The organism is Sphingobium xanthum, from assembly GCF_019737615.1.
Taxonomy (GTDB): Bacteria; Pseudomonadota; Alphaproteobacteria; order Sphingomonadales; family Sphingomonadaceae; genus Sphingobium; species Sphingobium xanthum.
Map to the genome: position 1 here is coordinate 90,013 of NZ_JAHKKS010000008.1, position 25,800 is coordinate 115,812.

At 66.3% G+C, this 25,800-nt stretch carries 23 protein-coding genes; 6 read left to right on the forward strand and 17 right to left on the reverse strand.

What is annotated here, in order from left to right:
- Positions 1 to 96: 96 nt before the first annotated feature.
- A complete protein-coding gene (locus KM135_RS13670) occupies positions 97 to 1,821 on the reverse strand; it encodes a hypothetical protein (protein WP_221714576.1) in 1,725 nt (574 codons plus the stop codon).
- Positions 1,822 to 2,031: 210 nt separating this feature from the next.
- Positions 2,032 to 3,231, reverse strand: coding sequence for an N-acetyltransferase (locus KM135_RS13675; RefSeq protein WP_425517041.1), 1,200 nt, complete (start codon positions 3,229 to 3,231; stop codon positions 2,032 to 2,034).
- Positions 3,232 to 3,329: 98 nt separating this feature from the next.
- Here KM135_RS13675 and KM135_RS13680 point away from each other — a divergent pair, with 98 nt between their 5' ends.
- Entirely contained in the window at positions 3,330 to 4,409 is a 1,080-nt protein-coding gene (locus tag KM135_RS13680; protein WP_221714577.1) for a fatty acid desaturase family protein, read from the forward strand.
- Positions 4,410 to 4,415: 6 nt separating this feature from the next.
- Here the strand turns inward: KM135_RS13680 and lptG are convergent, their stop codons facing one another.
- From lptG to KM135_RS13710, 6 genes are all read right to left on the reverse strand, one after another.
- On the reverse strand, positions 4,416 to 5,510 hold the full coding sequence (gene lptG, locus KM135_RS13685) for an LPS export ABC transporter permease LptG (RefSeq protein ID WP_221714578.1): 1,095 nt from the start codon (positions 5,508 to 5,510) through the stop codon (positions 4,416 to 4,418).
- Positions 5,511 to 5,513: 3 nt separating this feature from the next.
- The gene (gene lptF / locus KM135_RS13690; RefSeq protein ID WP_221714579.1) at positions 5,514 to 6,728 is read right to left on the reverse strand and encodes an LPS export ABC transporter permease LptF; all 1,215 of its coding nucleotides are present in this window, start codon (positions 6,726 to 6,728) and stop codon (positions 5,514 to 5,516) included.
- A gap of 166 nt (positions 6,729 to 6,894) precedes the next feature.
- Positions 6,895 to 8,904 carry an ATP-binding protein gene (locus tag KM135_RS13695; RefSeq protein WP_221714580.1) on the reverse strand — a complete coding sequence of 670 codons (2,010 nt, stop codon included), beginning with the start codon at positions 8,902 to 8,904 and terminating at the stop codon, positions 6,895 to 6,897.
- A gap of 83 nt (positions 8,905 to 8,987) precedes the next feature.
- Positions 8,988 to 10,214 (reverse strand): serine palmitoyltransferase, encoded by a 1,227-nt coding sequence (gene spt / locus KM135_RS13700; RefSeq protein ID WP_221714698.1) that lies wholly within the window; start codon positions 10,212 to 10,214, stop codon positions 8,988 to 8,990.
- 37 nt (positions 10,215 to 10,251) lie between these two features.
- On the reverse strand, positions 10,252 to 10,500 hold the full coding sequence (locus KM135_RS13705) for an acyl carrier protein (RefSeq protein WP_221714699.1): 249 nt from the start codon (positions 10,498 to 10,500) through the stop codon (positions 10,252 to 10,254).
- A 187-nt stretch (positions 10,501 to 10,687) separates the two neighbouring features.
- The gene (locus KM135_RS13710) at positions 10,688 to 11,398 is read right to left on the reverse strand and encodes a PEPxxWA-CTERM sorting domain-containing protein (RefSeq protein WP_221714581.1); all 711 of its coding nucleotides are present in this window, start codon (positions 11,396 to 11,398) and stop codon (positions 10,688 to 10,690) included.
- A 411-nt stretch (positions 11,399 to 11,809) separates the two neighbouring features.
- Here KM135_RS13710 and KM135_RS13715 point away from each other — a divergent pair, with 411 nt between their 5' ends.
- Positions 11,810 to 13,462, forward strand: coding sequence for an MFS transporter (locus KM135_RS13715; protein WP_221714582.1), 1,653 nt, complete (start codon positions 11,810 to 11,812; stop codon positions 13,460 to 13,462).
- A 2-nt stretch (positions 13,463 to 13,464) separates the two neighbouring features.
- Here the strand turns inward: KM135_RS13715 and KM135_RS13720 are convergent, their stop codons facing one another.
- The 3 genes from KM135_RS13720 to obgE form a co-directional block, all read right to left on the reverse strand.
- Positions 13,465 to 14,385, reverse strand: a complete 921-nt coding sequence (locus KM135_RS13720; protein ID WP_221714700.1) for an NAD-dependent epimerase/dehydratase family protein — start codon at positions 14,383 to 14,385, stop codon at positions 13,465 to 13,467.
- Positions 14,382 to 15,512: a glutamate 5-kinase gene (gene proB / locus KM135_RS13725; protein WP_221714583.1), complete on the reverse strand. Its 1,131-nt coding sequence runs from the start codon at positions 15,510 to 15,512 to the stop codon at positions 14,382 to 14,384. Before proB ends, KM135_RS13720 begins: the two co-directional genes overlap by 4 nt.
- A gap of 136 nt (positions 15,513 to 15,648) precedes the next feature.
- Entirely contained in the window at positions 15,649 to 16,713 is a 1,065-nt protein-coding gene (obgE, locus tag KM135_RS13730) for a GTPase ObgE (protein ID WP_221714584.1), read from the reverse strand.
- Positions 16,714 to 16,825: 112 nt separating this feature from the next.
- On the opposite strand from obgE, the gene KM135_RS13735 reads away from it, so the two are divergent.
- Together KM135_RS13735 and KM135_RS13740 are read left to right on the forward strand one after the other, a co-directional pair.
- Positions 16,826 to 17,791 (forward strand): magnesium and cobalt transport protein CorA, encoded by a 966-nt coding sequence (locus tag KM135_RS13735; RefSeq protein ID WP_221714585.1) that lies wholly within the window; start codon positions 16,826 to 16,828, stop codon positions 17,789 to 17,791.
- Positions 17,792 to 17,795: 4 nt separating this feature from the next.
- Complete coding sequence (locus KM135_RS13740; RefSeq protein ID WP_221714586.1) at positions 17,796 to 18,323, forward strand: GNAT family N-acetyltransferase; 528 nt, start codon at positions 17,796 to 17,798, stop codon at positions 18,321 to 18,323.
- 4 nt (positions 18,324 to 18,327) lie between these two features.
- Here the strand turns inward: KM135_RS13740 and KM135_RS13745 are convergent, their stop codons facing one another.
- From KM135_RS13745 to KM135_RS13760, 4 genes are all read right to left on the reverse strand, one after another.
- Positions 18,328 to 18,900: a GNAT family N-acetyltransferase gene (locus KM135_RS13745; protein ID WP_221714587.1), complete on the reverse strand. Its 573-nt coding sequence runs from the start codon at positions 18,898 to 18,900 to the stop codon at positions 18,328 to 18,330.
- A 330-nt stretch (positions 18,901 to 19,230) separates the two neighbouring features.
- Positions 19,231 to 19,500: a 50S ribosomal protein L27 gene (gene rpmA, locus KM135_RS13750; RefSeq protein ID WP_221714588.1), complete on the reverse strand. Its 270-nt coding sequence runs from the start codon at positions 19,498 to 19,500 to the stop codon at positions 19,231 to 19,233.
- Positions 19,501 to 19,531: 31 nt separating this feature from the next.
- Positions 19,532 to 19,894 carry a 50S ribosomal protein L21 gene (rplU, locus tag KM135_RS13755; RefSeq protein ID WP_221714589.1) on the reverse strand — a complete coding sequence of 121 codons (363 nt, stop codon included), beginning with the start codon at positions 19,892 to 19,894 and terminating at the stop codon, positions 19,532 to 19,534.
- Positions 19,895 to 20,033: 139 nt separating this feature from the next.
- Positions 20,034 to 21,170 (reverse strand): citrate/2-methylcitrate synthase, encoded by a 1,137-nt coding sequence (locus KM135_RS13760; RefSeq protein ID WP_221714590.1) that lies wholly within the window; start codon positions 21,168 to 21,170, stop codon positions 20,034 to 20,036.
- A 24-nt stretch (positions 21,171 to 21,194) separates the two neighbouring features.
- On the opposite strand from KM135_RS13760, the gene KM135_RS13765 reads away from it, so the two are divergent.
- Both KM135_RS13765 and KM135_RS13770 read left to right on the forward strand, forming a co-directional pair.
- Positions 21,195 to 22,334, forward strand: a complete 1,140-nt coding sequence (locus KM135_RS13765; protein ID WP_221714591.1) for a citrate synthase/methylcitrate synthase — start codon at positions 21,195 to 21,197, stop codon at positions 22,332 to 22,334.
- Positions 22,335 to 22,378: 44 nt separating this feature from the next.
- The gene (locus KM135_RS13770; protein ID WP_221714592.1) at positions 22,379 to 22,903 is read left to right on the forward strand and encodes a hypothetical protein; all 525 of its coding nucleotides are present in this window, start codon (positions 22,379 to 22,381) and stop codon (positions 22,901 to 22,903) included.
- Between the two features lie 7 nt (positions 22,904 to 22,910).
- Here the strand turns inward: KM135_RS13770 and KM135_RS13775 are convergent, their stop codons facing one another.
- Both KM135_RS13775 and KM135_RS13780 read right to left on the reverse strand, forming a co-directional pair.
- The gene (locus KM135_RS13775; RefSeq protein ID WP_221714593.1) at positions 22,911 to 23,504 is read right to left on the reverse strand and encodes a gamma carbonic anhydrase family protein; all 594 of its coding nucleotides are present in this window, start codon (positions 23,502 to 23,504) and stop codon (positions 22,911 to 22,913) included.
- A 31-nt stretch (positions 23,505 to 23,535) separates the two neighbouring features.
- Positions 23,536 to 25,743: a spermidine synthase gene (locus KM135_RS13780; RefSeq protein ID WP_246606105.1), complete on the reverse strand. Its 2,208-nt coding sequence runs from the start codon at positions 25,741 to 25,743 to the stop codon at positions 23,536 to 23,538.
- Positions 25,744 to 25,800: the final 57 nt, after the last annotated feature.

The following is a 25,800-nucleotide window of genomic DNA, read 5'->3' on the forward strand; positions in this document are numbered from 1 at the left end:
GCGTTCCCTGCGGGCATTCTGGTCCGGTCCGTTTATTGACGAACAGCGTTAGCAAAGGGTTAAGGGCGCCTCGCGCGGCGGGCCAAATCGCTTTGCCTACCGCCCGAGCTGGCGGCGCAGCCGGTCATTCTCGCGTTCGAGGTCCAGCGCCCAGCTGGCGAGGCCGAAGCGCTTCACATCGACCTGCCGCCAGTAGAGTCCGGGATCGCGCGCGAAGAGCGGCATGTGGAACAGGGCATTGGCGCATTGCGAGGCCATGTCGATGACCTCGGCCAGTTCCTTGAAATAGAATGGCAGCGGGCGCTCGGTGCCGCCCATCGCCGTTGCATGATCAGCGGCCGCGACCTGCCCGGCGACTTCCACGCCACGCTGGAAACGCGCGGTCGCGGCTTCCACATCCCTTTGCGCGAGGCACAGGCGACCCGCGAAGAAACAGGCGGCGATCGTCTTGGTCGCAAGGATCGGCGAGAAGGCGGACCATTCGTCACCGGCAGCCTTGTCGTACCAGGCGAGCGCCTGCGCACGGTCCTCGATCAGTTCGCACAGGCGGCCCGCGAGGAAAGCGAGGGACACGCGCCAGCGCACCACGTGAGGCGGACGATTGCCGCCCTGCGTCGCCGAGAAATAGTCGTCGATGAGATTGAGCACGGCCGGCGCACTGTCGCGCATGCGCAGTTCCAGCACGCGATAGCCGAGTACCGAGAGGGCCGCGCCGCGATCCGCAGAATCGGACCGGGCCTGCGCGATCACATGCTCGGCAAGCGTCGCGAGCTTGATCGGGTCGGCCAGTCGCTCGCCCATCTGTACCATCGTGCGGTAGAGCCAGGGATTGTCATAGGCCGCGCCAAAATCCACCAGCACCGGCACGGCGGCGCCCGTCTCCACGGGAAAGCCCGGATGCGTGTAGGCGTCGCGGTAGGTCGCGCCGTCGAGAGGCTCGGCCGAAGCGGTCAGGAGGAGCCAGTCGCTGTTCGGGCCTGCTAGGTCGATCGGATAGAGCGCCCTGATGCCCTCGACTTGCGCGAAGCGCTGCTCGGGCACGAAGAGCTGCCCGGCGAAGTCCGTCAGCTCTTCCCAGCTCGACGGTGCCGTCTCATCCGTTGCGCCGGCCGGCCAACCGACCATGATGCGGCCGTCGAGGCGCAGCACGCGCGCATATTCGGCCAGCGCGATCTGCCAGTTTTCGGCCGGCGGCTGGAGCGCGACAATCAGGTCGATCGAATTGTCGGCAAGGCCGTCCAGCCTGAACGGCGAATCCACCTCGACCGGCAAATCGGCCGATGCCGTGAACCGATTGCCGCGCGAGAGGGCGGCGAGAATTTCGATGCCGTGCCCCGCATCGACACCGTCGACCAGCACATGATCGCCGGGACGGACGAATTGCGTCGCGAGGGCATAGCGGGCAATCACATTGTCGGCTGGAGCACCACTCGACCGGAGCGGTCCGGCCGAGGCCGACGCTTTGGTACACTGATAATAGCTGGTCTGCGGCAGGCGCCAGTCGTTCCATTCGCCGGACTGACCGATCAGCATGCCGGCCGCGTGGCGGCGCCACCCTGCGGCGAAGAGCGCGCTGTCGATTGTGGCGCGCTCATGCTCGCCCGCGCGCAGCACGAGCGTGTCGAAGGCGGCGATGGATCGCAGGTCCGCAATGGGCCAATCCGCAAGCAGGGCGCCGCCGTCCGGCCTGTCGCCAAGATCGCGCACCTCCATGCCGATCAGCGCCAGTTCCTGCGCGAGCGGCTCGTATATCGTGCGGTCGAGCGTGATGCGGCCGGGGCCCAGGCGCTTGGCGATATCCTGTGCATATTGAATCGACATGACGGTCCCTTCGGGAGCGTTCTTGGTCCCACGTCGCTTATTGAAGAACAGGGTTAGCAAAAGGTTAAAGCCGGCGACCGGGCGAGCGCCGCGTGATCGAGACGCCCGTTACGCAATTGACTTCATGCTGCGCCGCGACATCACGCGCCGGCCCGATCTGATGCCGTTCGTGCGCGACGACATGGGCAAGGCCGTTTGAGCGAATACCGCTCAGCCGATCGCCTTCTCGTAGATCACGTAGCTCCTGTTTATGCGGCTGTCGATTGCCGTGGCGATGGCGTTCATCCCCTGATTGTCCTCAAGGATCCAGCCGATCTCGCCGCGGCTGGATCCGAATTTCTCGACCGCGTCGCGGCGGATATATTCGATCATCATGAAGGCGAGCTGGCTTGCCAGACGGGATGATTGCAGCCGCTGGACGACCCCCATCAGCGGTACGCGCATCGTGCGACACTTGGGCGCGCGCAGCCACCAGAGCAGCTTGGCCCAGTTGAACGGGAAGAGCGAGCCGTTCATGCCCTTGAGCGGTTCGTTGAGGTCCGGCAGCGTCATCATGAAGGCGACCGGTTCGCCGTCCAGCTCCGCGATGCGGATCAGATCCTCGAACACGATGGGCTTGAGCTTCTTGCCCGTGAAGGCGACTTCGCTGTCGGTGATCGGCACGAAGCCCCAATTCTTGCCCCAGGCGTCGTTGAGGATGCCGAGGATGATCGCGGCCTCCTCGTCGAATTTCGACTTGTCGACGCGGCGGACATTGATCCGTTCGTTCTTCTCGCCCGATTGTACGATGCGCTGGATCAGAGGCGGAAATTCCTGCGTGATGTCGAGCTCATAGGTGTTGAGCGTCTTGACCGGCTGGTAGCCCGCCTGCTCGATCCAGCCTTTATAGGCCGGGCTATTGTGCCCCATCATGACCGTCGGCGGATGATCGAAGCCCTTGACCAGCAGGCCGGGCTCTTCCCAGATGGAGAGCGAGATGGGGCCAATCACGCGCGTCACGCCGCGATTGTGCAGCCAGCCCTCGGCGGCATTGATGAGCGCCCGCGCAGCCGTGGCGTCTTTCGCCTCGAACAGGCCGAAATTGCCGGTGCCTGGGCCGAAGCCCTGCTCAGCCGGCATGCCGACGGCGAGATGATCGATATGCGCGCTGATCCGTCCGACGACCTCCTGGCCGCGCCGGGCAAGGAAATATTGATGATCGGCATGCTCGTGGAACGGGTTCTTGCCCGGCGTCAGCAGGCCGTGGACTTCGTCCTTCAGCGGCGGCACCCAATTGGCGTCGTCGGCGTAAATCGCCCAGGGAAGATCGACGAACGCCTTCAGGTCGGCCTTGCCCGACACCGGCGTGATCACTAGATCGGCAGCTGTCACGGCTTCGCCCTTGCTCCGCGCTGGATGGATGGTCAGCACAGAGGAGCTTGGCGTCGACTTGTCAAGCTGCGGCTAGCGGTCGGACGAAATCACATTGCTGCCATGATGTGCGCGCATTTGCGCGCAAGGAAGAGAGCATGAACGCGATCAACAAGAATATTGGCGAGCCTGTCGCCACGAAGGGCAAGGCGCTGGCCGCAACGCCCGACGACACTGCGATGCTGCGCGCCGCCGTCGAGCTGACGCGCGATCTCGTCGTTGCACGCCCGGCCGTTTACTGGGCCGATTTCCTGATTTCCGCCTTGCTTGGCTATGTCGCGCTTGCCGCCGCGATCGTCGCGGACGAGGCTTGGCAGGTCCTGCTGGCGGGGCTGGTCTCGGCGCTGGCTTTCTATCGTGCGACCAGCTTCATCCATGAGCTGACGCATATCCGGCAGGGCGCGCTGCCGGGCTTTCGCTTCGTGTGGAATCTTGTCGCCGGCATTCCGCTGCTCTTCCCGTCCTTCCTCTACGAGGGCGTGCACACCCAGCATCACGCCAAGACGCGGTACGGCACGATCGATGATCCCGAATATCTGCCGCTGGCGCTGATGAAGCCATGGTCGCTGCCGTTGTTCATCCTGGTTGCGGCGCTTGCGCCAGTGGCACTGATTTTCCGCTTTGCCGTGTTGACACCGCTCGGTCTCGCCCTGCCGCCGCTGCGCCGCTTCGTGGTCGAGCGCTATTCCGCGCTGTCGATCAACCCCGATTATCGCCGTCGCGCCCCGGACGGTGATATCAGGCGCATGTGGCTATGGCAGGAAGCCGGGGCGTGCCTCTGGTCGGTCGCGCTGGTCGCGAGCGTCTTTGCGTTCGGCTGGCGCCCTTTGCTGACCTTTCTGATCGTGCTGTCACTGGCAATGGTCATCAACCAGCTGCGCACCCTCGTTGCACATCTCTGGGAAAATGAAGGCGATCCCATGACCGTGACGGGCCAGTTCCTGGATTCGGTCAACGTGCCGCCCCCCTCGCCCTTCGCCGAGATCTGGGCACCGGTCGGCCTGCGCTATCATGCGCTGCATCATCTTCTGCCGAGCATGCCCTATCATTCGCTGCCCGAGGCGCATCGCAGGCTGGTGGCGCATTTGGGCGAGGACTCGACCTATCAGCGTTCCAACTATGATGGGATGATCCCGCTCGTCGCGCGGATTGCCCGGAGTACGATGATCGCGCGCTGAGCTTCGCTACTCTTCCGTCGTGATCAGCACGGACTCGCCCACCAGCAGGAACAGCAGGAACGGCGCCCAGGCAGCGAGGATCGGCGGATAGACGCCGAGATTGCCCATCGACAGCGCGAAATTGTCGGCGACGAAGTAAGCGAAACCAAGCGCCATACCGATGACGGCGCGCACGAACAGCTTGCCCGAGCGCGCAATACCGAAGGCGGCGACCGAGCCGAGCAGCGGCATCAGCAGCGCCGAGAGCGGCCCGGTGATCTTGTGCCAGAGCGACCCCTCAAGCGCGGCAACCGGACGGCCGGACTCGCGCAGCGTGTCGATCGCGTCGCTCAGTTCCGAGAAAGAGAGACCGTCCGGATCGACTGACGACAAGGTGAACTGATCGGGCCGGATGTCCTCACCCACGGTCATCGAGGCGACCGTGCGGCTGCTGCCACGGATCACGTCGAAGATGCGGATATCCTCCAGTCGCCAGTTGGTGCCGGTGAAGTGTCCGCGCTTGGCGTTGATGACGGAGATCAGCCGATCGCCGTGACGATCGTAAATGTCGATATTCTGAATCTTCACGTTCCGTCCGGCGCCGGTGATCGTGCCCGCGCGGATGAGATCCTCGCCGTCGCGCACCCAGATGTTGGACTTGATGCCACGGTCGTCCGGGATGGGGCCAAAATCGGCGGCTTCCCAGGCGGTCAGCGTCGCCGTCGCGCGCGCCACGACCCGCTCGTTGAAGACGAAGCTGATCGCCGCGACGCCGAGGCTCGCGAGCATGAGCGGCGCCAGAATTTGGTGCGCCGACAGCCCGCCCGATTTCATCGCGACCACCTCGCTGTTGGCATTCAGCGTCGCGAGCATCACCAGCGTGCCAAGCAGGACCGAGAAGGGCAGGAAGCGCGCGATGATCTGCGGCATGCGCAGGCTCATATAGCGCCATAGCTCGCCGTCGCCATTGCCCGGATAAGCCAGCACATTGCCGGCCTCGCTGAGCAGGTCGAGCATCTGCAGCACCAGCACCAGCATCGCCAGCATGGCGAAGCAACGCCAAAGGAAGGTCTTGCCGAGATAGAGCGCGAGGGAGCGGGACGGGAAGAAGTTGAGCAGCATCGCCTAGGTCTCCGATGTCCTGCGGTGCCGGCGACTGCTCGCCCAGCGGAATATCGACTTGAGCAGGCTCAGCACCTTGGCGAATTGCCGCTCCAGCGCGCCGATCGGCTGGCCGCCGGGCACATAGGCGGTCTGATAATACATCCACCAGATCAGGCCGCCGAACAGCAGGAACGGCCCCCAGAGCGCCAGGAACGGATCGATCTTACCGAGCGAGCCGACCGATTGCGCGTACTGATTGATCTTGTGATAGGTCACGATGAACACGATCGAGAGGAACACGCCGAGCGCCGAGGTCGAGCGCTTGGGCGGGATCGCGAAGGCGACGGCCGCGAGCGGCAGCAGGAACATCATCGCCACTTCGACCACGCGGAAATTGAAGTTGGCCCAGGCCTGTGCCCGGCCGAGCGGCGTGGTCTTGCTGGAGATGCCGGCCTTGAACAGCTCGGGCAGGCTGAGCTCGACATCGCCGTCGCCACGCCCGCGGAACTGCTCGATCTTCGGCAGATCGATCGGCAGGTCATGGCTGGAGAAGGAGAGGATGCGCGGCTCGCTGAAATTGGGCGCGTTATGGACCAGCACGCCCTCCGAGAGGCGCAGGATGATCGTGTCGGGATCATCCGTGGCGAGAAACTGCCCGCGCGCTGCCGTCACGGCAAGCGACTGGCCCGTCTGGCTCTGCATGCGCGCGAAAATGCCGGTCAGGCGGCGCCCCTCGTCGGCGCTCTGCTCGATGCGGATGGTGAAGTCGCCGCCCAGATTGGTGAACTCGCCGACCTTGATCGAGGCGCCGAGCGCGCCGGAGCGCAGTTCGAAGCGCAACCGCTCATAGGCATATTTGCTGTGGGGCTGGATGAAGCCCACGATCGCGAGATTGAGCGCCGCCAGCACGATCGCGAACATGTACGGTACCTTGAGCAGGCGCGTATAGCTCAGGCCGACGCCGCGCAAGATGTCCAGTTCGGACGAGAGCGCTAGGCGGCGGAAGGCAAGCAGGATGCCGAGCATCAGGCCGATCGGGATGCCGAGACCGAGATATTCCGGCAGCAGATTGGCGAGCATGCGCCACACGACGCTGACCGGCCCGCCTTCCGTAGCGACGAACACGAACAGGCGCTGCATGCGGTCCAGGACCAGCAGCATGGCGGCGATGCAGAGGCTGGCGATCAGCGGCACCGCGATCAGCCGCGCCATGTAGCGATCCAGGGAACTCAACATTGGCGGTCTCGCGACGGTCCTTTGGGCGCGTGTCGACCGGGCGGCCCGACAATCATAAGGTCTCCGGGATCAACTCTTCGGCCGTAAGGCGGTTGCGCCAGAGCCGCAACCTTTGAGTGGCGATCGGCGGTCCGTCTCGGCGGCGCGTGCGATCAATGATCCCGTCCTAGACGGCCGTCGATGCAGCGCGTCGGGTCGCCAGTGCCTCACCAATCGCGTCGGCGAGCTGGCTGACCGTGAATGGCTTGCGCAAGATGGGGAAGCCGGCGATCTGCGCCGCGAGGCCCTTGTCGCCGGCGAAGCCGGTCACGAAGATGACGGGCAGGCCGGTGACGGCGGCGCCGAGCGCCTCGATCATTTCGGGGCCGGACATGTCCGGCATCAGCACGTCCGAGAGGATGAGCGCGATGTCCGGACGACTGGCCAGCAGGTCGGCGGCCTTGGCGGGGTGATTGCAGTCAAGGCCGATATGGCCGAGCGCGGCGAGCGCGGCCATCGTCGAGCGCAGCACACGCGGATCATCCTCCACCACCAGGATGGTGAGTGAGGGCTGGCTACCCTCCAGCAGCGCATCGTCATTGGCGACCGGACCGGCGGCGACGGGCGTCTCGCGAATGGTCGCGAAATCCTGATCGCGGACCATGCGCGGCAGGAGCAGGCGGATGCTGGTACCCTCGCCGGGCGCGCTCCTGATGTCGATCGCACCACGGCACTGGCTGACGAAGCCGAAAATCTGGCTCATGCCGAGGCCGGTGCCCTTGCCGACGGCCTTGGTCGTGAAGAAGGGCTCGAACACCCGTTCCAGCACGTCCGGCGTCATGCCACTGCCGGTATCGGCGACCGTCAGGCAGACATAGTCCCCGGCACTGCACTGGCCGATCTCGCGCTCGGCCAAGGTCATGCACCGGGTGCTGATCGTCAGCGTGCCGCGTCCGTCCATGGCGTCGCGCGCATTGATGGCCATGTTGACCAGCGCACTTTCCAGTTGTGCCCGATCGACCCAGATAGCCCATTCGCCGGCGTCCAGCGCGAGCTCGACCTTGATGCTCGTGCCGATGGCGCGGGCGATCAGATCCTCCATGCCGGCGATCAGCGCGTCGATATCCAGCCGGTTCGGCAGCAGCGGCTCGGCGCGGGCGAAGGCGAGCAGCCGCTCGATCAGCGCGGCAGCATGATTGGCGCCCTCGATGGCGCTGTCGAGATGCGTCGCGGCCTTGGTCGGGTTCCTCGCCAGCGTCCGCCGCGCGACGTCGATACCGCCGATCACGACGGCGAGCATGTTGTTGAAGTCGTGCGCAATGCCGCCGGTGAGCTTGCCGAGCGCTTCCATCTTCTGGAGCTGGCGCAAGCTTTGCTCGGCCTGGAGCCGTTCCTCCATTTCGCGCTGAAGCCTGGCATTGGCTTCGCGCAGCTGCTCGGTCCGCTGCAACACGGCGACTTCGAGATCGTCGACACGGGCCGCCTCGGCAGCGGCGAGGCGGCGCGCGAAGATACGTTCGTTGAGCGCGCTGTTGGCGAACCAGAGCGCCGCGGCAGCGGCGGCCAGCATGCCGAGGCCGATGATCCCGTAGCTGTCGTTCAGCCGATCGACGCGATATTCCGAACTCTCGACCTGAAGATTGTGCCGCGCCCGCTCCCGTTCGGCGAGATCGACAATCGCCTTCAGCGCGTCGGCGATGCCGCGCACCGAGGCTTCCTTGCGCGTCGCCTCAAGCTGGCCGAGCGCGCCCAGCGCCTGATCGTAGCGGACGCGCAGCGCAATCTCGGTGAGCGTGGCGCCGCGCTCGGTCATGGCGGCGCGCAGCTCGGCGACGGCGTTGCGCTGCTGGGCGTTGTTGCGTGTCGAGCGCTCGAGCGCGACGAGCTCGCGTTGTGCCGTCGCCCACTCGTCCTGGAACTGCCGGCCGACCGCGGCCTCATGGCTCAACACATAGCGGGCGAGCAGGGTCTCGGCATTGCCTATCTTGGCCTCGACCGTCTTGGCCTGCAGCATCACCTGATAGCTGTGGCGCTGGAGCGCGATGGCGCGGTCGCGCTGCTCCGATGCGTTATCGGCCAGATAGATGAGGAAGCCGAGCGCCGCTGCGAAGATGATGGCCAGCACAAACGGCACGAACCGCCGCCAGCGCGGCAGATCGTCTGCTGCGTCGTCGAGGCCTGCTGCGTCCTCTGCCATGTCACTTGCCGGTCTAGACCAAGGGCCCACCAGGGGGAAATCCTAAATGACAGACTTTCACATGCTGACGGGTCTGGTTCGGCTCATCCGGGAATGACACCGGTCGATCGTCCGGCGGCCGCGAAGATGTCGAGGATCTGGCCGACCTGCTCGCTCGAATGCTCGGCGCAGAGCGAGCAGCGCAGCAGGAACCAGCCGGCGGGCGTTGCGGGCGGGCGGGCCATGTTTACATAGAGGCCGAGTTCGAGGAGCGCCTGCCACATCGCCACGGCCTGGGTCTGGTCGGTGAGGATGACGGAGATGATCGCCGATTGCGCCGTCTCCGTGCCGAGATTGAAGCCCATGTCCCGCAGCCCCTTGTGCAGGCGGCGGCTGTTCTCCCAGAGATGCGCCCGCTTCTCGCCGGCATGCATGAGCTTGCGGATCGAGGTGGCGGCGGTCGCCACCACGCTGGGCGGCAGCGATGCGGTGAAGATATAGGGCCGGGCCGCGAAGCGCATCACCTCGAATTTCGGATGGTCCGAGACACAGAAGCCACCGACCGTGCCGACCGACTTGGAGAAGGTGCCGACGACGAAATCGATCTCCTTCTCGACGCCCTGCTCCTCATAGACGCCGCGGCCATGCTTGCCGAAGAAGCCCATGCCGTGCGCCTCGTCGACGAGGATCATGCAATTGGGGTGCTTGCGCACCGCCGCGACCATGTCCGGCAGGGGGGCGACGTCGCCCAGCATTGAATAGACGCCTTCCAGCACGACGAGCTTCTGCGCCTCGGCGGGCAGGCGGCCGAGGCGCTTGTCCAGATCCTCCACGCTGTTGTGGCGGAAGCGGACGATCTCGGCATTGCCGAGGAAGCAGCCGTCATAGATGGAGGCGTGGCTGTCCGCGTCGATGATCACATAGTCGCCCTTGCCGGCGAGCGTGGAGATCATGCCCAGATTGGCCTGATAGCCGGTCGAGAAGACCATGGCGCTGCGGGTTCCGTAGAACTCCTTGAGCGCATCCTCGCATTCCTTGTGGCCCTGATAGGTGCCGTTGAGCACGCGCGAGCCGGTCGTGCCGGAGCCGAACTCGTCGAGCGCATCCTTGCCGGCCTGCACGACGTCCGGATCGAAGGTCATGCCCATATAATTGTAGGTGCCGAGCAGGATCGTGTCCTTGCCGTTGATGACGGCGAGGGTCGGCGACTTCACTTCGCTCATGACGATCGCATAGGGATCGCGCACGCCCGTCGCGAGCAAAGCGGCGCGCTCGGCCAGGATGCCGTCGAACTTGGAGAAGAGGTCCGTTTCCGCGCCCGCATCCCGCATCGTGGTGGCGCTCTGCTCGATCACCTCGCCCATCGTCTCAGCCCTCCGCGCGCAGCTTGAGTACCGCATCGACCAACTGGCCGATCGTCTCGATCTCCGCCTGCATGTTCATGGTGATGATGATGTCGAACTCGTCCTCGATGGCGGCCACGAAATCCATCACGGTCAGGCTGTCCCACTCCAGATCCTTGGCGAAGCTGGTGCCATCTGCCAGCGTGACGCCCTTCTTGTTGAAGGGCTCGATCTGCGCGGCAACCTGCGCGAAAACGTCCTGACGGTCCGACATCATGTCTCTTTCTGTGATGGCCTGGGGGCTTTCCGATGCGGAATGCCCCCACCGGCCGCCACATGGCAAGGGAATAAGGCGGGATTCGGGCATGATTGCGGACGAGCCGCCGATTTGGGACGCACATGAAAACGCCTCGACCGTTTCCGGCCGGGGCGCTCCTCATCAATTAAGGGACTGGCTGGCGTCAGACGAAGCTGACGGCCGTCTTGCGGCGGCGCATTTGCATGCCGACCAGGCCGAGACCGCCGACCATCATCGCCCAGGTCGCCGGCTCCGGCACCGGCGGGGTCGAAGGGGTGTAGGTGTAGAACAGGAGATCCTGCTTACCCTCGACCCACTTCTTGTGCTTGCCCGAGCGCTGATAGTAGCCGTCGCTTGTGGCGACGAAGAACTCGTAGGTGCCGTGCGTCAGAGCCTCGCTGCTGTTGAACAGCGAGTTGGCGGTGTTGATGTAGCTGTCCAGGCCGTAGGAGGTGACCTTGAAGTCGTCATGCTTCAGATCGAAGATGTCGCCCAGAGTCTCGTAACGCAGCTCCCAGATGGCGAGCTGGAGTGCGACCTCGGTCGAAAGATTGCCCGAGCCGCCATGCGTGCCGAGCAGGTTCGAGATCAGATCGGTGCGGGTTTGCGCGCTGGAGCCGTAGAAGCCGCCGAGATAGTCCTTGAGCGAAACGACGTCGAACAGGCCGGTGCCCGAGCGTTCGGTCAGTTCGATGCAATAAGCGAGGAAGCTGGTGTCGACACCGTCGAGCTCGCCCGTGACCTGCTGCGGCGCCAGGTGGGCGCTGTAGCTGTTTGAATCATTCTTTACGGTGCCCGAAGGCGAACCGGCGAGCGTGGAAATGCTCGTGATTTGCAGAACGCTGGCGGCATTCGCGCCAGTGACGGCACTCATTGCGGCAGCGCCAGCAGCGATGGAAAGAAAAACTTTTCTCATGGTTTTCCCACTTCGTTAAATTGATAATTTGTTCTGGTGGGATATTGTGAAATATAAAACGGGATTAACCTTATAATCCAAGCGTTAACCTCGAAAATTCGGGCAATTTCAAGGAGCTTACTAAAAAATGTGGTAAATTATCTTGGTTAATTCGTCTTTTGGCCCTCGTGAGGGCTTCCCGCCGGCGCTAATGCTTGTCGCGGGCAGGCCGAGTCGCACCCGCCTTATCCGTGCGGGGCGTGGACGGCATGGATCATCGCCGATTGTTCTTCTGGTTTGCCGGAAAGCGAACTTCCCTGATCCGCCGCACTTGATATGTCGGAGCGGCTGCGCGATGCGACGCGGCCCTGCTTCGAGCGTGATGCGCCAATGACCGAGACGTCCGAACCCGCTTCTCCCTTCAGCCTGCCGCTGTTCCGGTCGGTGTGGATCGCCAGCCTTGCCTCCAATTTCGGCGGGCTCATCCAGTCGGTCGGCGCCTCCTGGACGATGACCGGCATGGGCGCGTCCGCCGAGATGATCGCGCTGGTGCAGTCCTCCATCAGCCTGCCGATCGTGCTGCTCTCGGTCTGGGCAGGCGCGGTGGCCGACAATCTCGACCGCCGCAAGGTGATGCTCTGCGCGCAGGGTTTCATGCTGCTGACCTCGCTGGCGCTGGCCGCGGCGGCCTATGCCGGGATCCTGACGCCCTGGACGCTGCTGATGTTCACCTTCCTCATCGGCTGTGGCACGGCGGTGAACGGCCCGGCCTGGCAGGCGTCCGTCGGGGACATGGTGCCGCGCCCGATGCTGCCCGAGGCTGTGGCGCTGAACAGCATGGGCTTCAACATCGCGCGGAGCGTCGGCCCCGCTATCGGCGGCGCGATCGTCGCCGCGTTCGGCGCGTCGATCGCCTTCCTCACCAATGCGATCACCTATACCGGCCTGATCTTCGTGCTTGGTCGCTGGAAGCCCAACCTGCCGCCGCGCACCTTGCCGCGCGAGCGGATCGGCCTCGCGATGCTCGCGGGCGTGCGCTACGTCCGGCTCTCACCCTCGATCCGCAACGTGCTGGTGCGCTCGATCGTCTTCTGCGTGCCGGCCGCCGCCGTGCCCGCGATGATGCCGCTGGTGGCGCGCGATCTTATCGGCGGTGGACCGCTCACCTTCGGCCTGCTGCTCGGCGGCTTCGGCATCGGCGCGGTCTGCGGTGCGCTCAGCAGCCGGCATCTGCGGCGCACCCTGTCGACCGAGCAGATCGTGCGGATGGCCTCCGCCGCGCTGGCGGTGGGCGCGACGGCGACCGGGCTGCTCGGCTATCTCATCCCTACGCTGATCGCGCTCGCCGTGGCCGGTGCCGGCTGGGTGCTGGCGCTCTCCACCTTCAACGTGGAAGTGCAAATGGCCTCGCCGCGCTGGGTGGTGGCGCGCGCCCTTGCGCTCGCGCAGATGGCGGCATTCGGCGGCCTCGCGACGGGGAGCTGGCTGTTTGGCGTGATTGCCGATCAGCAGGGCGTCACGGTCTCGCTCTGCATTGCGGGCGGCGTCTCGCTCATCTGCATCGCCGTCGGCTTCGTCTCGCCCCTGCCGACGGTGGAGGATCTCGATCTCGCGCCGTTCGAGGGCTGGAGCGAGCCGGACACAGCGATCCCGGTCGAGCCGCGCAGCGGGCCGATCGTCATCACCATCGAGCATCGCGTGCCGGAGGCGAACATCCCGCTCTTCCTCATCGCCATGAACGAGCGCAAGCGCATCCGGGGCCGCGACGGCGCCAGCGCCTGGACGCTGATGCGCGATCTCGGCGATCCGCAGCTCTGGGTCGAGCGCTATCATGTGGCGACCTGGCTCGACTATATCCGCCACAACAAGAGGCGCACCAATGCCGATCAGGCGAACAGTGCGGAGCTGCGCCGGCTACGGGTTGAGGGCTATGAGCCGGTCGTCCATCGCCGGCTGGAGCGGCAGACCAGCTCCATCCCGACGACGCGCGGCCCCGATCCGCGCGAGCTCGACGCGATGACCGACCCGACGCGCTCGACCTGAGTTTAGCGGAGCAGACCCTTGGCGCGGTAGGCAGCGGCTGTGGAGGCGAGGCCCTCCTCGGTCGCGATCGCCGGGGACCAGAGCGCCGCCGGAGGCTGGAGCGCGGTGCTGGAGACCCAGTCCTCATGACAGAAATAGGCGGCGCGATCGGGCGTCAGGCGCGCCTTGTCGCCGCGCAGCAGCCGGTCGATCCGGGCGCCGAGGCGGACCAGCGGCGAGGGCATGGCAAAGGTGCGCACAGAGCGGCGGCCGACCGCGCGGCCGATCGCCTGCGCGAACTCGACATGGCTCCAGCCGGTCGGGCGGGTATCGTCCACCTCATAGGTGGCCTGGTATGTTTCGCCGCCTTCGCGCTCGGCCAGGAGCATTAGAAAAGCCGCAAGATCATCGACATGGATGACCGAAAGGCGTCCGCCCGGCGGCAACAGCACCAAGCCGCGCGCCGCCATCTGGAACAGCTCCAGCAGCTCGGCATCGCCGGGGCCGTAAATGGCCGGCGGACGGACCATCGTCCAGTCGAGCGGGCTGACCGACACATGGCGCTCGGCTTCCGCCTTTGACCAGCCATAATCGGAGAGCAGCGGCTCGCGCGCGGCGAGGGACGACACATGGACGAGGCGCCAGATGCCTGCGCCAACGGTCGCGGAAACGAGATTGGCCGTCCCTGTCGCGTTACCCGCTTCGAACGCGGCACGATTGGGCGCGTTGACCATCCCGGCGATGTGGATGACAGCATCAGCGTCGCCGACGAGGCGGTCCAGCGCGGCGTGATCCTCAAGCGATCCGGCGATCCATTCGATGCCGTCACGGGCTGGCTGCGGGCGGCGGGCGAGCGCGCGGACCCGATGTCCTGCGGCGAGCGCCTTCTCCAGCAACGCCTTGCCGACGAAGCCGGTACCGCCGGTGATCGCGAGGAGGCTCAGAGCAGCACCATATAGTCGCGGTGGACCATGGCGACGCGGGGCGAGCCCCCGAGCACAGCCGCGACCTCGTCGCTGCGCTTGCCGATGATCCGCTCGGCATCGCTGCTGTCATATTGGGCAAGGCCGCGCGCGATCAGGACGCCGTCCGCATCGCTGATGTTGATGACGTCGCCCCGCGCATAGATGCCGCTGGTGCCGGTGATGCCGGCGGGGAGCAGGCTGCGCCCCTGCTTCAGGGCATTGGCCGCTCCCGCATCGACCACGAGAAGGCCCTTCACGGTCAGCCGCCCGGCGAGCCAGCCCTTGCGCCCGCCGCGTCGTTTGGCTGCGCGAAACAGCGTGCCCCGCCCGCTCGATTGCCAGGCGCCGAGGGGCGCGTCGACCTTGCCCGAGATGATGGCGAGATGCGCGCCCGCGCCGGTCGCGATCTGCGCCGCCTGCAGCTTGGAGATCATGCCGCCGGATCCCATGCCGGAGGCGGAATTGCCGTCCGCCATGCCCATGACATGCGCGTCGATCTTCTCGACCACGGGCACGATCGTCGCATCGGGGTCGCTATGCGGATTGGCCGTGTAGAGCCCGTCAATGTCGGAGAGCAGCACCACCGCGTCCGCCCGCGCCGCCTGGCCGATCCGCGCGGCGAGCCGGTCATTGTCGCCGAAGCGGATTTCCTCGGTCGCGACGCTGTCATTCTCGTTGACCACCGGCACGACGCCGAGGCCGATCAGGCGATCGAGCGTGGCGGAGGCATTGAGATAGCGGCGGCGGTCCTCGAGATCGCCCAATGTCACCAGCATCTGCGCCGCGGCGATATTGTGCGTGGCGAGCAGGTCCGCCCAGACCTGACTGAGCGCGATCTGGCCGACGGCGGCGGCCGCTTGCGCATCCTCCAGCGTCGCGCGCCCACCCTTCGGCAATCCCAGCCGCCGCGCGCCCAGCGCGATCGCGCCCGATGAGACGACGACGATCTGCTGCCCCGCCGCGCGCCGTGCCGCAATCTCGGCGACGAGGCTCTCGATCCAGCCACGATGCACGGAACCGTCCGGCGCCACCAGCAGCGCGGAGCCGACCTTGACGATGATGCGGCGTGTGGTGGTGGGGGGAAAACCGGTGAGGGAGTCGGTCATGGCGATTAGCCCCTCCTCTTCAGAGCAGGGGTTGGGGTGGTGTATGGACGGTGCGAGTGATCGCTGCACGAGCGATGCTGCCGCATCGCCACCACCCCCTGCCCCTCCTCTGAAGAGGAGGGGGGTATGCGGATCATCAAATCGGCGACCATGGCTTGTCCCCCGCCGCGCCGTCCTCTTCGTCCTCGTCGTCCGCTGCGGCGGCCTCGCCCAGCAAAGGAATGATCGCATCGAGCAGCTTGCCGACGCCCTCGCCGGTCGCGCCCGAGATGATGAACGCCTTGCCCGCCCCGGCCTTCTTGAGGTCCTTGGCGATGTCCTTCATCAACTCGTCGCCGAGCAGGTCGCCCTTGTTGAGCGCGATGATCTGCGGCTTCTCGTCGAGGCCCTCCCCATAGGCTTCCAGCTCGCCCTGCACGATGCGCCAGGCCTCGACTGGATCGTCGGCCGTCGCGTCGATCAGGTGGATGAGCACGCGGCAGCGCTCGATATGGCCGAGGAACCGGTCGCCGATGCCGGCGCCTTCCGCTGCGCCTTCGATCAGCCCCGGAATGTCGGCGAGCACGAACTCGCGATGCTTGTGCAGCACCACGCCGAGCTGGGGCTTGGTGGTGGTGAAGGCATAGGCGCCGACCTTCGCCTTGGTGTTGGTCACCTGATTGATGAAGGTCGACTTGCCCGCGTTCGGCATGCCGACGAGGCCGACATCGGCGAGCAGCTTCAGCCGCAGCCAGACCCAGCGCTCCTCGCCCGGCCAGCCGGTGCCGTGCTGGCGCGGCGCGCGGTTGGTCGATGTCTTGTAGCTCGCATTGCCGCGCCCGCCGTCGCCGCCGCGCAGCAGGGTGATGCGCTGGCCGACCTCGGTGAAGTCGGCGAGGACGTCGCTATAGCCCTCCTCGTCGGGGTCCGAGATCACCTGCGTGCCGACCGGCACCTTGATGACGAGATCCTCCCCACCCGCGCCGGTGCGATCGCCGCCCTCGCCATGGCCGCCGCGCGGTGCCTTGAAATGCTGCGTGTAGCGGAAGTCGATGAGCGTGTTCAGCCCGGCGACCGCCTCGAAGATGATGTCGCCGCCCTTGCCGCCATTGCCGCCATTGGGTCCGCCATATTGGATGTATTTTTCGCGCCGGAAGCTGACAGCCCCCGGCCCGCCCGCGCCCGAGCGAATGAAAATCTTGGCCTGATCGAGAAAATGCATGGCGGCCACATAGGGATTTTGCCGGGAAAGGTGAAGTGCGGCGTCCCGTGCCTCGGTTTTCTTGGCCGGACCGTCATGCTAGGGCGCTGACGATCTGGACGGAGGCTGGTCTTTGACGGTCATTGCAGCACGGCGATACAAGGGCGGCACGGCGGTCGAGGATGTCGACATTCACGGCGCCTGTCCGCCGCCGGCGACGGGCGAGTTCGTCTGGATCGGCCTGCAGGAGCCGACGCCGGAAGAGCTCGAGACGGTCGGCCGGTGCTTCGGCCTCCACCCGCTGGCACTCGAGGATGCGCGCCGGGCCATCCAGCTCCCCAAGGTGGAGCAATATGGCGACCAGCTCTTCCTCATCCTGCGCACCGCGCATCTGGAGGGTGAGCATATCGCTTATGGCGAGACCTCGATCTTTATGGGGCGCGGCTTCATCGTCACCGTCCGGCACGGATCGGCGCGCGCGCACAGCGAGCTCCGCGCGAAGCTGGAGAGCGCGCCCGCCGCGCTGGCGCACGGGCCGGACTATGTGCTCCACTCGATCCTCGATTTCATCGTCGACGGCTATTATCCGATCGTCGAGACTCTCGAGGAGCAGGCGCTGGCGATGGAAGCCCATGCCGGCGACAGCTTCCTCGACCGGGCGATGATCCGCCGCATCTTCGCCATCCGGCGGGAAGTGGTCCGCTTCCAGCGCATCCTGGGCGTCATGACGGACGTGGCCTCGCGGCTGGTCAACGTGACCTTGCCGCACCTCGATGCCGACATGATTCCCTATTTCCGCGACGTGCAGGACCATGTCCGGCGCGCCGAATATCGGCTCTCGGGCCTGCGCGAGATTCTGACCTCGGTGGCGGAGACGAGCAGCCTGCTCGAGCAGCAGCGACAGGGCGACATCACCCGGCAGCTCGCCGCATGGGCCGCGATCCTCGCCGTGCCGACGGCGGTCGCCGGCATCTATGGCATGAACTTCGACTTCATGCCGGAACTGCGGTGGAAATATGGCTATTTCTTCATCGTCAGTGTCATGGCCTCGGTCTGCATCGGGCTCTATGTGCGTTTCCGGCGCGCGGGCTGGTTGTGATCCCATGAGCATTGCCCCGATCATCGAAACCGAGCGTCTGCGCCTGCGCCCGCATGTCCGCGCCGATTATGCGGCGATGAAGGCACTCTGGCAGCATCCGGCCACGTTCCGGTTCATCGGCGGCGTCGCGCAGGACGATCAGGCGATCTGGTTCCGCTTGCTGCGTTATGGCGGCATGTGGCCGCTGCTCGGCTTCGGCTTCTGGGCATTCGAGGACAAGGCGAGCCGTGCCTATCTGGGCGAGGGCGGCCTGCTCGACGCGGCACGCGGCGTCGAGGCGCTGGAGCATATGCCCGAGGCGGGATGGGCGCTGGCGCCGGACGCGCATGGCAAGGGCCTGGCGACCGAGGCGATGCAGGCCATTCTCGCCTGGACCGATGCCAATCTCCACGTCACCCGAACCGGCTGCCTCATCAATCCGGGCAATGATGCCTCGTTCCGCGTTGCGGCCAAGCTGGGCTATGAGGAGGCCGAGCGATTCGACTATCAGGGCAAGCCGAACGTGCTGCTGTGCCGGGAGCGCCGGGGCTAGGCGCTCAGGCGGCCATCACGCTGGCGTCGCGATACAGCTCGTCCGCCACGTCCGGTCGCATGTCGATCTCGCCGCTGTCCTCGAAGACGACCGTGAGGACGTCTTGCCCGCGCGCCGCGCTGTGGACACGAACGAAATCGCCGGTCGGGCGAAAGCCGAGCTTGCGCAGGACGCGGGCCGAGGCCGGATTGTCCACGGCATGGCGCGCCAGGATCTGGCGGTGGCCCATGGCCCGCGCGGCATGGACGAGCGCGCGGGTCGCCTCGGTCGCGAAGCCGAGACCCCAATAGGGGCGCGCGACCCAATAGCCGAGCTCGACGCCGCCATCCTCGCCGGGTTGCAGGCCGCAGCCGCCGATCAGCCGCGGCGTGCCACGGGTGCGCAGGAAGCTCAGCAGATGCGGATGCCGGGGATCGATCGGCATGGCGAGAAACTGCTCGGCATCGGCAACCGCATAAGGGTGCGGCACGCGCGCGAGATTGCGCGCGACATCATGGTCATTGAGCGCGGCGCTGAGCGCCGCGGCGTCGTCCTGCCAGCCGGGACGCAGCAACAGTCTGGAAGTGCGGGCAAACATCTTGAAGTCTCTCCTGTACGCCCGGCTCGTGCCGTGCGTTGATGACGATTTGGCGACAGGCTTCAGACCCCCGGCCCTTGCTGACGCAATTTCGAGCCGGATGGAGTCATCCAGCTGCTCGGAAATCGCGGCAACACATTTTCAGGCTCTTTCCGGTTCCATCGGAACCGGGACTTGCCTGTTGGCAAAACGGGTTTCAGCCGGTCTGGATCCAGGGGAGACAATAAAAAAAAGGGAGGAGGGGCGATCCCTTCTCCCTTGGTGTCAGGTGAGCCGGCGAACCGGCTACCCAAGGGATCGTCCCGCTGGACGATCCCCGTGACCGTCCGATTATTCCGCGGCTTCCGCCATCATGTCTACCGACACATATTTGCGGCCGAGCTTGCCATCGTGGAACACGACGCGGCCTTCGCTCAGCGCGAACAGCGTGTGGTCCTTGCCGATGCCGACATTGCGGCCGGGGTAGAAACGGGTGCCGCGCTGACGGACGAGAATATTGCCGCCGAGCACCGTCTGGCCGCCGAACTTCTTCACGCCAAGGCGCTTCGATTCAGAATCGCGACCGTTGCGCGACGAACCGCCAGCTTTCTTATGTGCCATGGTCTATACTCCTCGAATTCTTGCTAGCGGCTCAGGCTTCGGCTTCAGCCGGTGCAGCCTCGGCCTTCTTGGCGGCAGCCTTCTTCTTCGGCGCTTCGCCGCCGATCGACAGGATCTTGAGGATCGTGTGCTGCTGGCGGTGGCCGTTGCGACGGCGATAATTGTGGCGGCGACGCTTCTTGAAGACGATGACCTTCTCGCCCTTCGCCTGTGCGATGATCTCGGCCGAGACGGCAAGACCCTTGCTGTCCTTGATCTCGGAGCCTTCGCCCGCGAGCAGGACGTCGTCCAGCGTGATGGTGTCGCCGGCTGCGCCAGCGAGCTTCTCGACGACGATCTTGTCTCCGGCGGCGACGCGATACTGCTTGCCGCCCGTACGCACGATAGCGAACATGGGCCTAACTCTTCTGTTCAAATGCTTGGCGCAAGCGATATGGCACAGCCAGAGCTGCCCGCGCGGGAAAGTGGCCCCTTAGTGAGGCTCTGCGATTCTGTCAACGACGCAAATCCGGCTTTTCCGCCTGAAAAGCGACTCAGTCGGTTGCGGGCACCGGTCCCTCATAGCGCCCGCGCGGCCGGATGAGCGAGCCGGTCGTCACCTGCTCGATGGCGTGGGCGACCCAGCCGATGCTGCGGGCAAGCGCGAAGAGGATGAAGGGGGCGTCCGCCGGCAGGCCGAGGTGGCGGGTCAGGGTGCAGAGCGCGAAGTCGATGTTCGGTGCCCGGCCGGTCGCGTCCAGCGCGGCCGCGCGCAAGTCGCTCATCAACGGATCGACCGGGACATGCTCCAGCAGCGCAAGGCCGCGCGCGTCGCCTTGCGGATAGAGCGGGTGACCGAAGCCTTGCAGCGATTGGCCGGATGCCAGCCAGCGGGCGAGGGCTGCTTCGGCGCCGTCGATCTGCGCCTGCCGGATGAGCATGGCGAGCGAGGCGGCCGCGCCGCCATGATGCGGGCCGGAGAGGGTGGCGAGGCCGGCGAGCAGGCAGGCGGGAATCGAGGCGCCGGTCGAGGCGGCGACGCGCACCGCAAAAGTGGAAGCATTGAGCTCATGATCAGCAAGCAGGACCATCGCGCGGCGTAGCAGATCGTCGGCGGGCGCATCGACCGCCCAATGCGCGGCGAGGCGCGCATGCAGCGGCCTGTCGTCATTGGCGAGGCCGAAGCCGGTGGCTAGCCGGGCGACGGCCTTTGCGCCATCGGTGCCGAGCTGCGCGGGTGAGCGCCCAAGGCTTGCCGGGCTGCTCTGTGCGCTTGGAGCAAGCGCCATGAAGGGGCCGGCGGGCGGCAGCGACGGCGCATCGTCGCGAAAGCGTGGCGGCGCCGGCAGATCCCAGAGCAGGGCGGCAATCTCTTCGAGCGAAGCAGTCTCCGCCAGCAGTTGGGCATCTTTCCCCCGAAAGATGAGACGCTCGCGCGCGACGGTAGAAATCCGGGTAGGCAGCGATGGCTCGCCCCAGGCGATCGCGCTCGCCGCAATGGCGCCTGCCTTGCGGCCACGCCGTCGGCGGTCCGTCAACCGCTCGATGTCCGCCGCCGCATAGAGGCTGCGGCGTGGATCGGCCTCGTCCGGCCGGGCACCGATCAGGCCCCGGCTCACATAGGCATAGAGCGTCTGCGCGCGCACGCCGAGGCGCTCCAATGCCTCGGCCCGGCCGATCCACTGGCTCATGATTGATTATATTGATCAAGATTGATGAACATCCTTCCCTGCATCATGTCGGCGGCCGTCAACGTCAAGAAGGAAGTGGCCATGAGCAGTGGACTGGACGATGTGATCGCGGCGGATACGCGACTGTCTGATGTGGACGGCGCAGCGGGGCGGCTGGTGATCCGCGGCCATAGCCTGGCCGATCTGGCGGGCCGCTGGAGCTGCGAGCGGGTGATTGCGCTGTTGTTCGCGGACTTCTTCGATGACCTGCCGGGTGAGGCGGCGTTGCGGGCGCGGCTCGGCGAGGCACGGCGCGACGTGCAGGCGCGCCTGTCCGGCCTGCTGCCGGAGCTCGCCTCGCACGGCGCCTGTGATGGCCTGCGCGCCGGCATCGCCTTGTTGCCCGATGGTCATGGGCTGGACGATGCGTTGCGACTGGTGGCGGCGCCAGCTGTGCTCATCCCCGCCATCCTGCGTCTGCGGGCCGGGGAGAGGCCGCTGGCGCCCGATGCCAGCCTGCCGCACGCGGCGGACATGCTGCGCATGCTCTCGGGCGAGATCTCGGTGGCCAAGGCATCGGCCCTGGAGACCTATCTCGCCGTCGTCTGCGATCATGGCCTCAACGCCTCGACTTTCGCGACGCGCGTCGTCGCCTCGACCGGTGCAGGGCTCACCTCCAGCGTGCTGGCCGGTCTCGGCGCCCTCAAGGGTCCACTCCATGGCGGCGCGCCCGGGCCGGTGATCGAGATGCTCGATGCCATTGCGGACCATGGCGATGCCCGCGCCTGGCTCGGCGATCTGGTCCGCTCCGGCGAGCGCATCATGGGCTTCGGCCATCGTATTTACCGGGTGCGCGATCCGCGCGCCGATGCGCTCAAGGCGGCCGTGCGGCGGCTTGCCGGGAATGGCGATAATGCGCGGCTGCGCTTCGCAGAGCTGGTCGAGGCCAGCGCCCTCAGCGTGCTGCGCGAGCTCAAGCCGCATCGCCCCCTCCAGACCAATGTCGAGTTCTACACGTCTTTGCTGTTGGAAGCGGTCGGCTTTCCGCCCGACGCCTTCACCGGCGTGTTCGCCGCCGGGCGCATGACCGGATGGCTGGCCCATGCCCGCGAGCAGGCGCTGACCGGGCGGCTGATCCGTCCCAAATCGCGCTATGTCGGCCCGGATGTGGACATGGCGGCCTGAGACCCGTTGAAGCCCCGCGCAGCGGCGCCTACATGCCGAGGATCATGTTGCGCCGTCTCGCTGCCTTTCTCGCCCTGTTCGCCCTCGCACCGGCCACGACCGAGGCGCAGACGCGCGCGACCTATCCCTCGCTCACCAAGCGCCCCGCCGAATCGCGCGACCGTGAGGCGCCTGCGCCCAAGCCGGTCGAGGCCGCGCCCGCCGATCCGGCCCTGACGGCCGAAGTCGCCAAGCTCGGCCAGCAGGCCGACAGCGGCGAAGCGGCTTTCCGTCAGCAGATCGCACAGGGGCGCTCGACCGTCTCCGCCGCCTCCAGCGCCGCACCGAACAGCGAGGCCTGGGTCTCGGCGCAGATGGCGATCAGCATGCTGGACAGCGCGCGCTACGACAGCGTGGCGGCGATGGCGGGGCTGGATACGCTCTACATCAGCCGCCAGGACAGCACGGACGTCGCGCGCGTGACGGCCGACCTCGCGACGATCGAGCCGGTGCGCTCGCGCGCCCTCGCGGCGGTCGATGCCCAGAACGATGCACTGGACGCGCTGCGAAAGTCGCTGCGCCAGCCCTGAGGGATTGTTACGCCGAGCGCGCCGCGTGGAGCGCTTCGGTATGCTCGGCGCCTTCGCGCACATAGCCCTTCACGCCGCGCTGCATGCCGAAGATGTCGGCCTCGCTCAGCTCGCGCATGAACTTCGCCGGGCGGCCGCTCCAGAGCTGGCCGGAGGGCATCTTCTTGTTCGGCGTCAGCATCGCGCCCGCCGCCAGCATCGCATCGCCCTCGATCTCGCAGCCGTCCATGACGATGGCGCCCATGCCGACGAACGCACGGTCATGAAGGATGCAGCCGTGGACGAGCGCCATATGGCCGATCAGCACATCGTCACCGATGATCGCGGGATGGCCGCCGTCGCCATAGTCGGACTCGACATGGACGACGCTCAGGTCCTGGATGTTCGAGCGCGCGCCGACGCGGATGTGATTAATGTCCGCGCGCAGCACGCAATTATACCAGATGCTCGCCTGCGGGCCGATCTCGACATCGCCGATGATGCGGCATCCCGGGGCGATGAAGGCGCTCTCGTGGATCTTCGGCGTCTTGCCGCCGAGCGCAAGGATGGTGACGTCCGGCCAGCGGGCCGCAGCGTCGATGGGCGAGGTGATGACGGTCATGCGCGGGATATGAGGCCAAGCCCGGCGGCGATCAACGGAATATCTTCAGGATCCCGAGGATGGAGGCATGGTCGTCGCTCCAGCCGACAAAGCCCGGCTCGGCGGGCAACGGCTCCCAGGCGCGTGGATTTGCGGCCTCGAGCCGGGCGATGACGGCGGGGTCGCGCGCGAGGGCGATCCAGTCCGAGGACATTGCGCCCTGCTTCACGGCTTCCGGACCGGGCAAGTAAATCCGCCGGGCCACATGCCATCCGCCCTGCTTCCCTGCCGCCGCGAGCAGCGGCTGGAGATCGAGGAAGCGGTTGGAGATGTGGACGAGCAGCAGTCCCGAGGGCGCGAGGCGCTTGCCGTAAAGCGCGAAGGCCTCGCGCGTGAGCAGGTGCATCGGCACCGAATCGGACGAGAAGGCGTCGATGACGAGCACATCGAGCGGCGGCATGCGCCCGGCTTCCTGCGCCAGCACGAGCCGCGCGTCGCCGATGGCGATCGGCGCGTCCGGCGCGCAATCGGCGAGGAAGGTGAAAGCGTGCCTGTCCTTCGCGATCTGGGCGATGGCCGGGTCGATCTCGTAGAAGCGCCAGTCCTGCCCCGGCTTGCGGTAGCAAGCGAGCGTGCCCGCGCCGAGGCCGACAATGCCGATGCGGGCATGCGGGCCATAGAGATGCGGCGCGGCTTTCAGGCCCAGGCCGGCACCGCCGAGCGGGGCATAGTAGCTTGTCGCCTCATGCGACCGCCCCGGCTCCAGCCGCAGGATGCCATGGACCGTCGTGCCATGCACAAGCAGGCGCTGATTGTTCTGTGTGTGCACGGCATAGACGCCGAAATAGCTGCGCATCATCGCGCCCGGCGTGAGGGAGAGCCGCAGCTTCTCCCAGCCGCCCATGGAAAGGCCGAGGCAGGCGACAAGCGCTGCGAACAGCACCGGCCGTCCGATCGCGAACAAGGCCACGAAGTCGATGGCGAGCGCACCGGCAAGGCGCAGCATTTGACCTTGCGCCACCAACGAGATGACGAGGCAGGCCGAAACAGCGATCGCCATTGTCACCGGCGTCCAGAAGCGCGCGCCGACCGGGAAGAGCGGCTCGCGGCGCAGCAGGAGGGCGGCGGCAAGGATCAGCAGCGGATGCTCATAGGTCCAGTTGAACACCAGCGGCGCGATCAGCGCGCAGACGATACCGCCGATGACGCCGCCGACCGACATGCAGAGATAGAAGCGCGTGAGATGCGCGGGCACCGGGCGCAGATCGAACAAGCGGGCATGCAGCGCGCTCGCGACGACGAACAATGTGAGCAGCACGAGGCCCGCGATCAGCAGCGGCACCGGCGTCGAATCGGCAAACACGCCCATCGCCGAAACCAGCAGGAAGAAGGGCGCGAAGTCGCGCATCGCGTGCGCAAAACCGCGTTTCTGCGCGAAGGCGACGGTGAAGCTCAGCAGATAGAGGCCGAGTGGCAGCACCCAGAGCAGGGGCATGGCCACGATGTCGGTGGTGAGGTGCAGGCTGGTCGAGAGCATCAGGCCCGAGGGCACCGCGGCGAGCAGCGTCCACTGGCCCATAAGCCGCCAGCTTGGCGCCGGCTCGCTGCTTTCCGCGCGCTCGACGGTTGCAGCAGCCGATCGGCGCGGCAGGGCCAGCGCACACAGCCCGACGAGCACCAGCAGCAGCGCATAGCCGATGCTCCACAGCGCGCTCTGCTGCGCTACCGGCAGCAGCGGCTCGACCAGCAGCGGATAGGCGATCAGCCCGGCGAAGCTGCCGAGATTGGACGCGGCATAGAGCGGATAGGGATCGCCGCCGGTGCTCGCGACATACCAGCGCTGCATCAGCGGCGCCTGCGCGGAGGCGGCGAGGAATAGCGGACCGATCGAGCAGGCGAACAGCCAGGGCACCCAGAAAACGGGGCTGGCATCGCCCGGCGGATCGCCCGCGATCAGGCCGATCGGCAGGCTGAGCGCGGCGAGCAGCAGCAGCGCGACATGCACGCCGGCTTGGCGACGCGTCGGCAGGCGGCCAAGCAGATGCGCATAGGCATAGCCGCCCAGCAGCAGCGCCTGATAGACCAGCATCGCGCTGTTCCAGACGGCCGGCGCGCCGCCGAGCCGGGGCAGGGCCATGCGCGCGACCAAAGGCTGGACGAGGAAGAGCAGGAAGGACCCGGCACAGATCGTCACGATGAACAGCGCGCGGCGCATCGGCGCGGACGGCTGCGATAGTGGCGGTTCTGCGATGCTGGCCATGGCGTCCCGCGCCCCTTTCGCGCGTCGGTCTAGAGCAAGGGAGTTTAGAACAGGGTT

Excerpts from the sequence above, each read along its gene's own strand:
- KM135_RS13695 (WP_221714580.1), bottom strand. The coding sequence starts at position 8,904 with ATGGCAGAGGACGCAGCAGGCCTCGACGACGCAGCAGACGATCTGCCG.
- KM135_RS13670 (WP_221714576.1), bottom strand. The coding sequence starts at position 1,821 with ATGTCGATTCAATATGCACAGGATATCGCCAAGCGCCTGGGCCCCGGC.
- KM135_RS13780 (WP_246606105.1), bottom strand. The coding sequence starts at position 25,743 with ATGGCCAGCATCGCAGAACCGCCACTATCGCAGCCGTCCGCGCCGATG.
- rplU (WP_221714589.1), bottom strand. The coding sequence starts at position 19,894 with ATGTTCGCTATCGTGCGTACGGGCGGCAAGCAGTATCGCGTCGCCGCC.
- spt (WP_221714698.1), bottom strand. The coding sequence starts at position 10,214 with ATGCGGGATGCGGGCGCGGAAACGGACCTCTTCTCCAAGTTCGACGGC.
- KM135_RS13710 (WP_221714581.1), bottom strand. The coding sequence starts at position 11,398 with ATGAGTGCCGTCACTGGCGCGAATGCCGCCAGCGTTCTGCAAATCACG.
- proB (WP_221714583.1), bottom strand. The coding sequence starts at position 15,512 with ATGACCGACTCCCTCACCGGTTTTCCCCCCACCACCACACGCCGCATC.
- lptF (WP_221714579.1), bottom strand. The coding sequence starts at position 6,728 with ATGTTGAGTTCCCTGGATCGCTACATGGCGCGGCTGATCGCGGTGCCG.
- KM135_RS13745 (WP_221714587.1), bottom strand. The coding sequence starts at position 18,900 with ATGTTTGCCCGCACTTCCAGACTGTTGCTGCGTCCCGGCTGGCAGGAC.
- KM135_RS13705 (WP_221714699.1), bottom strand. The coding sequence starts at position 10,500 with ATGTCGGACCGTCAGGACGTTTTCGCGCAGGTTGCCGCGCAGATCGAG.
- KM135_RS13765 (WP_221714591.1), top strand. The coding sequence starts at position 21,195 with ATGAACATCCTTCCCTGCATCATGTCGGCGGCCGTCAACGTCAAGAAG.
- KM135_RS13680 (WP_221714577.1), top strand. The coding sequence starts at position 3,330 with ATGAACGCGATCAACAAGAATATTGGCGAGCCTGTCGCCACGAAGGGC.
- obgE (WP_221714584.1), bottom strand. The coding sequence starts at position 16,713 with ATGCATTTTCTCGATCAGGCCAAGATTTTCATTCGCTCGGGCGCGGGC.
- KM135_RS13740 (WP_221714586.1), top strand. The coding sequence starts at position 17,796 with ATGAGCATTGCCCCGATCATCGAAACCGAGCGTCTGCGCCTGCGCCCG.
- rpmA (WP_221714588.1), bottom strand. The coding sequence starts at position 19,500 with ATGGCACATAAGAAAGCTGGCGGTTCGTCGCGCAACGGTCGCGATTCT.
- KM135_RS13775 (WP_221714593.1), bottom strand. The coding sequence starts at position 23,504 with ATGACCGTCATCACCTCGCCCATCGACGCTGCGGCCCGCTGGCCGGAC.
- KM135_RS13715 (WP_221714582.1), top strand. The coding sequence starts at position 11,810 with ATGACCGAGACGTCCGAACCCGCTTCTCCCTTCAGCCTGCCGCTGTTC.
- KM135_RS13760 (WP_221714590.1), bottom strand. The coding sequence starts at position 21,170 with ATGAGCCAGTGGATCGGCCGGGCCGAGGCATTGGAGCGCCTCGGCGTG.
- lptG (WP_221714578.1), bottom strand. The coding sequence starts at position 5,510 with ATGCTGCTCAACTTCTTCCCGTCCCGCTCCCTCGCGCTCTATCTCGGC.
- KM135_RS13770 (WP_221714592.1), top strand. The coding sequence starts at position 22,379 with ATGTTGCGCCGTCTCGCTGCCTTTCTCGCCCTGTTCGCCCTCGCACCG.